The organism is Pseudomonas sp. B111, assembly GCF_026428275.1.
GTDB lineage: Bacteria > Pseudomonadota > Gammaproteobacteria > Pseudomonadales > Pseudomonadaceae > Pseudomonas > Pseudomonas aeruginosa.
This window is the reverse complement of the sequence record NZ_CP097857.1, coordinates 5,453,107-5,465,498: the sequence shown is the minus strand read 5'-3', so window position 1 is coordinate 5,465,498 and position 12,392 is coordinate 5,453,107. Positions and strand designations below refer to the sequence as shown.

The window sequence follows — 12,392 nt, the reverse complement described above, 5'->3', positions numbered from 1 at the left end:
GGTGGATTATTGGTTCTGTGGCTTCCAGGCGCCGCTATCGACCGCGTTGACCAACTTGTTCACCGCCTCGCGCATGGCCAGGTCGAGGACCTTGCCGTTGAGGGTCGAGTCGTAGCTGGCGGTGCCGCCGAAGCCGATCACCTCGCGGTTGGACAGGGCGTACTCGCCAGCGCCCTGGGTCGAATAGACGACCTCCGAGGTAGAGATGTTGACGATGTTCAGCGCCACCTTGGCGTAGGCGATCTGCGACTTGCCGCGGCCGAGGATGCCGAACAGCTGGCGGTCGCCGACTTCCTTGCGGCCGAACTCGGTGACGTCGCCGGTCACCACGTAGTCGGCACCCTTCAGGCGCTGGGCCTGGCCCTTGATCGCCGCTTCCTGCTGGATCTCGCTCATGTTGTCGCGGTCCAGCACGTTGAAGCGATTGGTCTGCTGCAGGTGGGTGATGAGAATGGTCTTGGCCTGGCCGCCGAGGCGGTCGACGCCATCGGAAAAGATCCCGCGCATGTAGCTGGAGCGGTTGTCGAACTTGCCTACCGCAATCGGCGAACGCACGCCGCTGTAGGGTCGGTTGACGCTCTCGACCTGCTGTACCGGCAACGCGGTGGAGGTCTCGGTGGCGCAGCCCGCCAGGCCGGCCAGGGTGGCGACGGCGAGGAGCGGCAGTAGTGCTTTCTTGGCGCTGTGACTCATGGGGTTCTCCTGGAAAAAAACGCTATCGACGCGGAGCGGCTTCTAGCCGCCCCGTGTGCGGAAAAGAGGGCGTAGTGAAAATCGAGGAAGGCCAGGCGGCACGGCGGCGCGCCAAGGCGAGGGGCGAAATGGGGTGGCCACGATTTCTTTCCTTGAAATACGAATGCGTCGATCAACCGGCGCTCCCGGCCGGCCTTGGAAATCCGAAACAATCGTGCGGGAAGCGATGCACGAACCGTATGAGCCATCAATAGGCCATCTCGGTGGGCGGCAAAGTTACCACAGTTATTCCGATCGTTTCGTTATGCAGGAAGCATACTCGGAGAATTCTGACTGCGTCTCGTTCGCAGGATCGAGGTGGGACGCCGGGCACCGGCGTCCGCCACCAACCGGTGGCAGCCAGGCAGGCCTCCTTGCCGCCCATTGCGCCCGACGCTGTACGGCGCAAACGAAAACGGACACCCCTTGGGAGTGTCCGTCTCTGCCGTCGACCGGTCAGGCCAGGTCGAGGCCGCGCATTCTCAGGCGCAGGTCCTGTTCCTGGGGCTTGCCTGAACGATCCGTCCCGGTTGCCAGGTCCAGGGCATCGAGCAGTCCCTCGCCGTGGCCGCTCCGTTCCCCCAGCGTGGCCTCTTCGAGCACCCGACGGGTCACACCCTGCCCATCCTTGGCGCTGAGAAGCACGCGCATGTCGGTCCCCTTGTCGTAGAGGATCTCCTGCTCATCGCCCTCGATCGATATCTCGCTGACATCGATCCCGGATCTGCCGAACAGGGTGGTTATCGTGCCCTGGCCCGCGAAGCTCCTGGCAACGCCGGGGTCCCGGGAGGTGGAGAGATAGCCGGCGTCGTGGCCGACCTGGCCCTCTTTCACCGCCTCGAAGGCATCCCTGCCCTGGGTGCCGCGGAAGGTCTTCACGACCTGTTCAGCCGGTCCGCTCTTTTCGAACGCGGCAGACATGCCCCGGTCGATCAACGCCTGGCCCGCATCCAGCTCCCGTCCCTGACGCAGGGACCGATTCAGGTGCTGGTACTCGCCGTTGGTATAGAGACCGAGCGCCATCACCTCGGCATCGCTGTACGGCCCGTCCGGGTGTTCGCCGAGGTACTGCTCCGCCTCCAGCCCGAAGTGCTCCACCAGGCCATCCGCCAGCGCCTTGTCGACAGGCTCGCCCTTTACCTCGCTCTCTACCGCGTGGCGCAACAGGGCGACCTTGTCCATTACCGCATGCAGTTGGACGGCGATTTCGCGCAGTTGCTCCGGGCTTGCGCTGAGTACATGCTGGCTGGCGGCACCGCCCGCGGTCCCCCACTGTTGCAGCGCGATCCCCCCAACGCTCTGTTCGAGCAGGCGGGCAGCCTGGGTACGGGAAGCCTCGATCCGGCTGCCATCGCGAATCCCGACCAGGGCGGTGGCCAGCGAGCGCAGGGCGCCGTCGCCGCTGGCCAGGCGCGTGTGATCCTTCGCCAGTCTCTCCGCTGTCAAAGTCGCCAGCTCGCTCGCCTTGCCAAGTCCGCCCAAGGTCAGGGGCAGTGCCTTTTGCAGCATCATCTGCTTGATCTCGGCGGCAGAGAGACTGGCGGCAGGCGGCGCGTCCTGACGGGAGAGCGGCGCCTGGGTGGCGGCGTGGGCACGGCTCCCCAGCAGTTTGCCCAGCCACTCGATGATCGCCACGAAGGGACGCGCGAGGGCGGCCCCCAGGCGGGAGAGCAGGCCCTCGCCCTTCGGTGCTTCCTGGCGCTGGGCCAGTTGTTGCGCCTCCCGGGGAGTGGCCACCTGGCGGGCCTCGACCTGTCCCAGGCGCCCGGCCACGGCCTGGCTCAACTCAGCCACGAAAGACGGGTTCTGCTGAGATGATTGAATATGCATGATGATTGACGTCTCCTGATGTTTCCCCGCCAGTCTAGGAACGAGGCGCCCCTCCGCCTATCAGGATTGGCCGTGGTTTTTTTACTGTTGGCGGCCGTCGGAGCACGCGGAAAGAGAACCGTCAGCGGCCGAAAAACAGCGGACTTTCCCTACGCCAGCTCCCGTGCGCCTACACCGGGGCGGAGAACCCGATGGATACCGGCGGCAGCGCCGGCCTCATGGCGGACGGCGTACCGCCGTGCGGGCGCCTCGGGGTCGTCTGCTGCTATGGTGCGCACAGGCACGTCGCCATCCTCTCTCCCGGCGAATGGAATCGAGCATGACGCTTTCCCTGGATCTGTTGTTGAGCCTGTGCACGGCCCTGGCCATCGGCCTCCTGATCGGCGCCGAGCGCGGCTGGCAGGAGCGCGACCACGAAGATGCGCGGCAGATCGCCGGAATCCGCACCTTCAGCCTGGCCGGCCTGCTCGGCGGCTTCGCCACCCTGCTCGCGGGCGAACTGGGCAGCGCAGTCTGGGTAGCCTTGCTGCTGGCCCTCGCGGCGCTGGCCGTGGCCGGCTACGTGAGCGATGTCAGGCGTGGCGGCGACCAGGGCATGACCACCGAGATCGCCCTGCTGATGACCTTCCTCCTCGGCAGCCTCGCCCTCACCGAACAGCGCCTGCTGGCTGCCGCCGGCGGCATCGTGCTGACCCTGCTGCTGAGCCTCAAGGACAAGCTCCACGCCCTGCTGAAGCGCCTGACCGCCGAGGAGCTATCGGGCACCCTCAAGCTGCTGTTCATTTCCGTGGTCCTGCTGCCGGTGCTGCCCAACCAGGGCTATGGTCCCTGGGCGTTCTTCAATCCCTACCTGACCTGGTGGATGGTGGTGCTGATCGCCGCCCTCGGTTTCTCCGCCTACCTGGCCATCCGCCTGATCGGCTCGCGCAAGGGCCTGTTGCTGACCGCGGTGCTCGGCGGCCTGGTGTCCTCCACGGTGATGACCCTGACCCTGGCGCGCCTGCGCGAGCGCATGCCCGACGCCCTGTTGGCGTGCGCCCTGCTGGCGACCTCGGCGCTGATGTTCCCGCGCATCCTCGTCGAGATCGGCGCGATCCACCCGGCCTTGCTGAAGGAGCTGGCCCTGCCATTCGCCGCCACCACCCTCGTCTACCTTGGCGGCACGCTGTTCCACGCCCTGCGCGGCGGCCGCGCCAGCCAGGAGGCGCCCGACGAGCCAGGCCTGCGCAACCCCTTCGAACTGCTCCCGGCCATGCGTTTCGCCGCCCTGCTGAGCGCGATCCTGCTGTTGGTGGAGGTCGGCCGGCGGCTGTTCGGCGACGCCGGTATCTATGCGGTCGCGTTGCTCTCCGGCCTCGCCGACGTCGACGCGATCACCCTGTCCCTGGCCCGCGCGGCGCAGGGCGAACTCGATCCAGGCGTGGCCAGCCGCGGCATCGCCCTTGCCGCCCTGAGCAACAGCCTGGTCAAGGCCGGCCTGGTCGTGCTGGTGGGCGGCAAGCGGCTGGCCCTGCAAACGCTACCCTTCAGCCTGGCGGGGCTGCTGGTAGGAGCGCTGCTGATCCTGTTGTGAGGCGCCGGGGAAACCCCGGAGCGCCGCTGGACGAACGCGACGGCAACCGCCTGGCGCCCCGCATCAACCTGCGCGGCTACTGGCTGCAACGGCCGGGTTTCGAGGACCGGACCAGGACCCGGGTGAGGCAGGGCGGCCTGGCGATCACGGCGGAGCGAGGGGAGGGGACGCCTCCGCGCTGGACTGAGGCGTCTCTGCGAGGTCGGAGACAAGGCGGTGGCTGGCTGAGCCAATCGCCCTTTGCGGCGTGAAGAGCGCCTGGAACTAGCGGCACTCACCCCGCGCGGTCGCATCGACCACCCGGCCCGAGGCGTCGGCAAAGAATTCGTAGATGCAGGTGTAATAGCCGCTCTGGTTGGCCGTGCCGGTCTTCTGGTTCAGGACCGAGCTGTTGGGCGTATTGCCATGGCCCTGCTCGTAGTAGGTGTAGTCGTAGTCGTGGCTATAGTTCTCGTACTCCTTCCACACGTACTTCTGCCTGGCGGCATCCCCCGTCACGCGTTCCGGCTCGCCGAAGCGCTTGATCACGTCCTGGATTGGCAAGCCGATCCAGGATTGCGCATCGCTACGCGCGCGACTGCCATAGGCCTCCATGACGCACCCCGACACGCTGATCGCAAGGGCCGCCAGGGCGGTGAGTCTCAGAGCCAGTACCGGCATATGTGCTTCTCCTTCCATGGCGGCCTGCCTACGCGGCATCCCGCTCCCTTTGCGCGGGTCGGTGTGCTGCGAATGGTAGGGGGCCGGGGCCCGCCCGTTCAACGGGAGACGGCGGTTTCCGGTGTACTAGTACATTGGGGCGCTGTGCGACGGAGCAGTAGAAAGGAGGGCCGGCAAGCCGCCAGGAGCAGATGGATATGGGTGGCCATCAGGCAAAATGCGTAGACCTTGATACCGAAGGCATCCTCGAGGTCTTGAGGGTCGGAGAGGTAGCGTTGGTAGTCCTCGTCCTCGGCGAATACCACTTGCCGATTGTGTCCCCGCTGGACCACGTGAAGCGGATAATTCGGTAAAACCACTCGCCCTTGCCTAGGCATCGCGGAGCCTCCTTACGGCGTCTGCGCTGGAGCCTCCTTGCTTAGAAAATTAGAGCAGGGAAAATAGATCTGTCCCCTTTGTTCTCTATCCCGGGCGAGAACCGGGGGGCTTCAAACGTCTGGAATCTCAATGTGAAATGACTTCGCATAAATATACCAAAGCACCCAGCCCGGCCCCGGCTGAACTTCGAGAACCCCCTCTAACAAATACTCTCTGGAAAGAGCATCAATACAAGAACGGGAACCAAACTCTTGAATCACTTTATTTCCAGCAGACTCTTCTCGACCATCTGTATATTCATTAGTTATCCTTTTTGAAAAGTGAGCGCCTTCAAAAACAAACCAGCAACCACCAACAAACTCATGCATAGCGTATTGACTGTCGGCTTTGCTTGAGAAAAAGGGACAGATTTATTTTTACTACTCTAGTTTCGGCGACTGCGCCCACGCCGAACCCAAAGCGAATAACTCGCTAAACCATGCGCCCTTACCTAGGCATGTCGCCCCCTTGACGGAGCCTGCGCTGGAGCCTCCGTGTTCAGAAGTTAGGATAGGGAAAATAAAAACTCTTCCTTTATGTTAATAATTAGAAATAAGTTTATCTACGTACTCTTTACGGTATAAACCCAAATCAGCCTGCTCCATCATAAACTCTCTACTAACGAACTCGCCAAAATCAAAATTCGAATATACAGATCTCGTTTCATCCAACATAACCAAAACCCCTATCTCTTCTAAAACCTCTTCATACAGAACCCATGAGACCATATCTGAAAAAGCTACTATTCTACCTACCTCTCCAACTAAAACATGCTCTTCATATAAAGAAAACAGCCTATTCTCTATCTCAGTAAAATTAACTTCAAGCAGATCAACCTCATAAACCGAGGAGATCTCAAATTTATTTTTTTGGGCTACCAAAAAGCAGAAAAATATTTTTTCGCACCACAATTAACGCTAACAAAAAAATAACAATTTTAAAATACTCAAACTATATAGAGCCGATCTCTCAACAAAAAATGCCATCCCTTTCTTTACCTTAACAACATTATCTGGAAGCTTCTTTGAAAAGTCCATCAAACCACATAAAACATGCTGACAGGAACTATTCATATTACACCCCTAAGGATTTTCAAAACGAATCTTTACAGCAATATTTTTCTTATTATTTCCACCTATCTTTAGTTCCGCAGAAGGTAGCCCCGTAGTTTTTGATCTTGAGTAGAACGTGTATGTTTTATCTCCTTTAAATTAGAGTAGGGAAAATAAATCTGTCCCCTTTATGCTCTGCAGCCCATAACTTGACCAGGGATAGGCCGCCACATCGTCCACCATCCGCGCCCGAATAGGGTTCAGTTCGATGTACCGGCAACACGCCAGTTATAGCGACTTTCCCACAACGTTCCGGAACGGCCCTCCAAGCGATTCCGATATCGTGTCGTGCGCGCCGCCAGCGTTTTCATCAGTTGCGCCAAGCCAGACAGCGAATCACCAGGCGCCAAGAGCAGATGGACATGGTTGGTCATCAGGCAAAATGCGTAGACCTTGATACCAAAGGCATCCTTGAGGTCCCGTAGATCGGAGAGGTAACGCTGGTAGTCCTCGTCCTCGGCGAATACCACTTGCCGATTGTGTCCCCGCTGGACCACGTGAAGCGGATAATTCGGTAAAACCACTCGCCCTTGCCTAGGCATCGCGGAGCCTCCTTACGGCGTCTGCGCTGGAGCCTCCCTGCTTAGAAAATTAGAGTAGGGAAAATAAATCTGTCCCCTTTATGCTTATGAAATTTTAAATTAACTTTAGATCTCGAAGCTTTCTCTCCGTTATAAACTCCAAACCGCCGACTTCTACTTTTGAGCCGTCCGAGTATTGCGAGTGCCCACACACATTGCATTGATAAGCCACTAGGTTATTATACTTCCCTATAAAGACATGCATCCCTTCAGAATTACAATTAGGACATTTTTTATCAACCTCTACAGTTATCAAAGCCTCAATAACATCTCTTAAAAATTGCGCAATATAGTCCACATCCTTAGCCTGATATTTGAAAGTAAATTTCTTAAAATTCTCTAACTCGGATGATGAAAAATTTGAAAAGTTAACAGGCATCTCCTCTCCACTTAGACCCAGGAACTCCTCAAACCCATAAACAGCAAATGAGCCAGACAGGAAAAATTTTCTATTCCTTTTTATCCAATTTAGAATTAAATCAAGAACTTCTTTTGGAGAAGCCTCAGCGCTCAGCAGTCTTACAGCTGATTGAAAGTCAGTCCATACACGTATTGGAAGATAGCTCAATTAATCCACCGCCTTGATTGGGAAGGTTGTGATCAAATTACCAGCTCTGTCAGTAAATATTTTTAATACCGAGGTGGGCACTCCTCCATCCTTTAAATTGGTAGTGCCAATTACTTTACCTACATCAACGGTCCTCACGAATTGCCCATCAGGCAATGCCATAACTGGTGACTTAACAACAGGGCTGCTCTGAAGTACATCCTTCAGTTCACTCGGAGTGATAGTGAACACAGAAAAAAGGGGACAGATTTATTTTCCCTGCTCTAATCTCGGCCGCCCTTGCCCACGCCGCTCTATTCTCACCCCGGCTACCCGCTCGATCTCGTCCACGAACCGTTGATTGCCCGTCAGTTGTCCACGCTGAACCGCCTCGCGAATCAGCCTCAATTCCTCGGCCGGTATCGCCTCTTTCATGAACGTTACGTATCGCCGATATCTCTCTTCGGCCGTCTGACCTAGCTCAATGAAGCAGGGATCCATATCCAACCAGTTTGGCTCCTTCAACCAATCCGCCCGCAGCCCATAACTTGACCAGGGATAGGCCGCCACATCGTCCACCATCCGCGCCCGAACAGGGTTCAGTTCGATGTACCGGCAACACGCCAGCAGGTAGGCATCGCTCTGTACGACACTCGATTTATAGCGACTTTCCCACAACGTTCCGGAACGGCCCTCCAAGCGATTCCGATATCGTGTCGTGCGCGCCGCCAGCGTTTTCATCAGTTGCGCCAAGCCAGACAGCGAATCACCAGGCGCCAAGAGCAGATGGACATGGTTGGTCATCAGGCAAAATGCGTAGACCTTGATACCAAAGGCATCCTTGAGGTCCCGTAGATCGGAGAGGTAACGCTGGTAGTCCTCGTCCTCGGCGAATACCACTTGCCGATTGTGTCCCCGCTGGACCACGTGAAGCGGATAATTCGGTAAAACCACTCGCCCTTGCCTAGGCATCGCGGAGCCTCCTTACGGCGTCTGCACTGGAGCCTCCCTGCTTAGAAAATTAGAGTAGGGAAAATAAATCTGTCCCCTTTATGCTGTTGGCGCAAGATCAACAAACTCTTGCCGTTCGACTAAATGTTTCTGGAACGCGTGGCCATTCGCAACCTCCTCAGACAGGAGCTGAGAATTAAGCCTGCCTTGATTGATAGCACTTTCTGCGCCGGAGCTACCTTTTGCCCCAACTAAATATCAAAAGACTCTCTGCGACGGTATACAACCCTACCCACCTCCGAAAGCCCCGGAAGGCGTTCACGCCCCACGATCAACTCAGACCTGCATCTCAAACTAGAGCCCTGATATGCCGTATATTGGCAAACAACATCCTCAATCTCCTCAACGTCCTCTTCGTTGCTCTCTTCAAGATAAAATCTCAATACCCACTCATCGCCATCCCATAACAATGCAATCATTCTAAAATTGGCAGATATCGCACCTACCAACGCTTGAATTAGCATTAACACTTGAAAATTCCATTCTTCCAACGTTGGCTGGCTACTCATTTGGGACTCCAGTTTGGATTTGTAGGGACAATACTTGGACTCTTTGTGCCCTTGATAATAAATACATTGGTTGCCTGATCAGTTATACCAACACCGAGATTAACGTTAGTTCCAGTAACGCCCTCAAACTTGACTACTGGGAATCCCTGAGCATTTCTCCCTAGGATTTTCACTTGGCCGGTATGGTAGGCATCAAGCACTTTTTGAGCATCAGAGACACTGTTTAAGAAACCACCGCCTCCCCGTGCCTCAAGCTGCTGTGTTCCAGCAATATGGCGAAGCTGCTTCTGGCTTATCTTGGTAGAGACATCAGGAAAATCTTTCAGTGTAAGTATTCCTTTCGGACCATCCGTAACGACGCCCTTGCCTGCCCCTGCCAACCCTCCATCAATGGCCAGCCCAACCTCAACTCCCAATGCAGTCGAACTCGCGGCGTTGTCCCGCACCACGCTGGCACCCTGGCCTTGCATGGTGTGCAAGGCATCCAGATAGCCTTTCATACGGATGTCTTCAGGTAACGAGGCAACCGAGTTCCAAGCGTTCTGGATATCCCGCTCCGCACAGCTTGAACAGGTTAGCGCACCCATCAACCACAAGGCAGTTTTTGAAGGCGCGCTGACGATCCCTTCCAGTGCCAGCCCAAAGCCCGCTTGGCTACCTTCACCTTTGGCATTCAGCACTTCCGCACGGTTCGCGGGGTCCCTCGTATAGCTCGCGGGATTCGCTAGGGCTATGTTTTCCAGAACGCTGGTCAGGGCCTCCTTGTTCTTGAATAGCGCCGTCAGCCCCACCCGCTCGTTGTAGTAGTCAGCCTGGGTCACCTGGAAGAGATTGCTGTCCGGGCCTGTGCCCAGCTCCGTACGCAGATACTGAGCAGCCCGGGCAGCGTTGATGTCTGTGCCGGCCAAGGCCTGGTTCCAGCCATTGTCCACCATCATGGCGGCCGTGCTGAGAAGCTCTTTGCGGGCGGTGTCCTCGCTCAGCCCATTTTCCTGGGCATAACGTTTGACGCGCTCCACATCCGATGCGAATTTGATTTCATCTGGGTGTAGCTGCCGGTTGTACGCCGTCCCGCTTTTGGCGATCTCGGCGCCCAGACTCACATCGCCATTGACCGCACTTGCCGCGGCTACGCCAACGAGTTGCGAGGCCATCAGTTCGAGGTTTTGATCGCCACCTACCATTTTCCCAAGGAGGTTGATCATGGCCTCGTTGGCACCAGCGGCCGCCGCTCCAGTCTTGAAGTCACTGCCGGAGGCTTCGGCCAGCAGACCTCCCATCAGGGCGTGAGCCATGATTTTCGGCGGGCTGCCATCAGGGTATTTGACCGAGTCGCCAATGAAATTGAAACCTACCGCCATTCCCAGGTTGCGCGCCTGACCTGCCATGGCATTACCGAGGTTGTCGATGTAGCTGCCGCCATAGGCGGCCTGCTGCATGACCGATTGAGCAAAGCCTTGGGCAATGCTGTAGGCAGCAAATCCACCGATTCCCTCAACTGTGCTGAGCTTGAATCCTTTGGTGACTTTGTTGATGTTGTCACTGGATACGCCGAATGCCTTGTCCAACTGCGGGCTGACGAGATAAGCCGTGGCCGCTGCGATGGCGTACCCTTTCAGACTGTCAGCGCTGGTGGCCTGTTGCAGCCCCTTGCCAAGGTCACCGCCATTGTTGATGGTGCCAATGGCGAGGTTGCTGGCCATTGCGCCATACACCGGGCCGAGGTAAGCAGCTGCAACGATGGCAATGGCCAGTGACGGCGCAGCCCCCAACCCCGAGTTGCTGTACTTCCAGCTATCGTGCACCTCCTGCACCATGCGCCAGTCCACATCCCCGCGCTGCTCGGCCTCCTTCAGCCACGCCAGTTGCGGATCCGCCTGCACCATCGCGTCGATGGTCTGGCTCACGGTCTTCTGGTCGATATGCTTGAGGTCGATCTTCAGCCCTTCCACGGCCTTGATCGCCAGATTCCCCTGGGCCACGATCTGGCTCTGGCGCACGGTTTCGTCGGTCTGGCCCTTGCCCTTCGACGACTGCCACGCCAGGTCGCCCTTGCTCTTCTCGTGGCTTTCCTGGTGCAGGTCCTTCACCGCCTCGAAGGTCACCGCGCCGCCGCTGACGATGGCCAGGTCGTTGCCCGATTCCAGCTTCGCGCCCTGGTAGGTCTGGTCGCCGCCGCTGAGCAGAGTGAGGTCGCCGCCGCTGCTGATCTGGCTGCCCACCGCCTTGACGTCGGTGACTTCGTCGCGCCGGGTTTCCTTGCGGCCGAAGTCGCCTTTCTTCTTCTTGTCGTACAGGTAGTAGTTGCTGTCGTTGGCGGCCAGCAGTTCCAGCTTGTCGCCGGCCACCAGGTAGGCCTCGTCGCCGGCGCTGGCCTGGCTCGCGATCAGGCGCAGGTCCTGTCCGGCATTGATCGCCAGGTCGCCCCCGGCATCCACGCGGGTGCCTTGCTGGGCGACCTTGTCTTCCTGGTAGGTGACCTTCCTGGTCTTGCTGTAGGCATGCTCCTCGTTCGCCGCCGCCGCCAGGGTCACGTCGCGCCCGGCGGAGAGGGCGATGTCGCGGCGCGCTTCGAGGGCGCTGGCCACTGCGCTGAGGTCGCGCCCGGCGCTGACGTTCAGGTCCCGCCCGGCACTGACTTCGGCGCCGAGCTGGGTCACGCTCTGTAGCCGCGACGTGTTCCAGCGGGTCTGGCCCTGGCGGTCCTCGACGGCGGCGACGGTGACGTCGCGTCCGGCGTCGAGGCTGAGGTCGCCGCGGCTCTGCAGCACCCCGCCGAGGTTGGCGATGTCGCGTCCGGCCTGGACGTTCAGGCTGTTCGCCGCCTCCACCCGCGCGGCGCTGTCGGCGAAGCTGCGCTCCCAGGTGCGGCCGTCGAGCGCGCTGTCGTAGCGGGTCACGCTGCGTTCGTTGATCACGTCGCCGGTCAGCGCGGTGAGGCTCACGTCGCGCCCGGCGATGACCCCGCCCTGGCGGTTGCGGATCGAGTCGCCGGCGAGCAGGTCGAGGCGCTTGCCGGCCTCGATCAGGCCGCTGTTGTCGAGGTTGTCGGCTGTCGCGCTGAGGTCGTTCCGCGCGCGCAGGGTGCCGACGTTATGCAGGTCGCCGCCGCTCACCAGCTTCACGTCGCGGCCCTGGATCAGCGCACCGTTGGGTGCCAGCCGACCCTCCGCCTGGGCCAGGTAGACCACCGGCGCGAGGACCTTCTCGCCGTTCACCTCGACCTCTTCCAACCACACGATGTCGTGGGTCAGCGCCGCCATCTGCTCCGCGCTCAGGCCCACACCCAGTTGCAGGTGCAGTTGGTCCTTGTGGGGCGAGTCGGAAACAGGCAACGCATGCGTTGCCCCGGCGAGCGACCCGCCAGGGATAACGGGGCCGGGGGTTCAGGACTCTGCGGATGTGGCGACAGTGAGGTCT

At 59.1% G+C, this 12,392-nt stretch carries 8 protein-coding genes and 3 pseudogenes; 1 reads left to right on the top strand and 10 read right to left on the bottom strand.

Annotated features, from left to right (window positions below):
• Positions 1–6: 6 nt before the first annotated feature.
• Both M6E97_RS25265 and exoT read right to left on the bottom strand, forming a co-directional pair.
• Complete coding sequence (locus M6E97_RS25265; RefSeq protein WP_003111706.1) at positions 7–693, bottom strand: CsgG/HfaB family protein; 687 nt, start codon at positions 691–693, stop codon at positions 7–9.
• Positions 694–1,188: 495 nt separating this feature from the next.
• Positions 1,189–2,562, bottom strand: coding sequence for a T3SS effector bifunctional cytotoxin exoenzyme T (exoT, locus tag M6E97_RS25260; protein WP_003114583.1), 1,374 nt, complete (start codon positions 2,560–2,562; stop codon positions 1,189–1,191).
• Between the two features lie 163 nt (positions 2,563–2,725).
• On the opposite strand from exoT, the gene M6E97_RS25255 reads away from it, so the two are divergent.
• Complete coding sequence (locus M6E97_RS25255; protein ID WP_019484681.1) at positions 2,726–4,135, top strand: MgtC/SapB family protein; 1,410 nt, start codon at positions 2,726–2,728, stop codon at positions 4,133–4,135.
• A 264-nt stretch (positions 4,136–4,399) separates the two neighbouring features.
• On the opposite strand, the gene M6E97_RS25250 is transcribed toward M6E97_RS25255, so the two are convergent.
• The 8 genes and pseudogenes from M6E97_RS25250 to M6E97_RS25215 form a co-directional block, all read right to left on the bottom strand.
• A complete protein-coding gene (locus tag M6E97_RS25250) occupies positions 4,400–4,795 on the bottom strand; it encodes a hypothetical protein (protein WP_003083536.1) in 396 nt (131 codons plus the stop codon).
• Between the two features lie 179 nt (positions 4,796–4,974).
• Positions 4,975–5,172, bottom strand: a pseudogene (locus M6E97_RS25245) (transposase); the annotation flags it as partial.
• 111 nt (positions 5,173–5,283) lie between these two features.
• Entirely contained in the window at positions 5,284–5,541 is a 258-nt protein-coding gene (locus tag M6E97_RS25240; protein ID WP_124080958.1) for a hypothetical protein, read from the bottom strand.
• Positions 5,542–6,456: 915 nt separating this feature from the next.
• A pseudogene (locus M6E97_RS25235) lies at positions 6,457–6,866 on the bottom strand (transposase); the annotation flags it as partial.
• A 94-nt stretch (positions 6,867–6,960) separates the two neighbouring features.
• Positions 6,961–7,473, bottom strand: coding sequence for a hypothetical protein (locus M6E97_RS25230; protein ID WP_071534148.1), 513 nt, complete (start codon positions 7,471–7,473; stop codon positions 6,961–6,963).
• 249 nt (positions 7,474–7,722) lie between these two features.
• The gene (locus M6E97_RS25225) at positions 7,723–8,424 is read right to left on the bottom strand and encodes a transposase (protein WP_003114586.1); all 702 of its coding nucleotides are present in this window, start codon (positions 8,422–8,424) and stop codon (positions 7,723–7,725) included.
• Between the two features lie 230 nt (positions 8,425–8,654).
• Positions 8,655–8,972, bottom strand: coding sequence for a hypothetical protein (locus M6E97_RS25220; RefSeq protein ID WP_019485604.1), 318 nt, complete (start codon positions 8,970–8,972; stop codon positions 8,655–8,657).
• A gap of 1,004 nt (positions 8,973–9,976) precedes the next feature.
• Positions 9,977–12,286: pseudogene (locus tag M6E97_RS25215) on the bottom strand (DUF637 domain-containing protein); the annotation flags it as partial.
• Positions 12,287–12,392 lie beyond the last annotated feature (106 nt).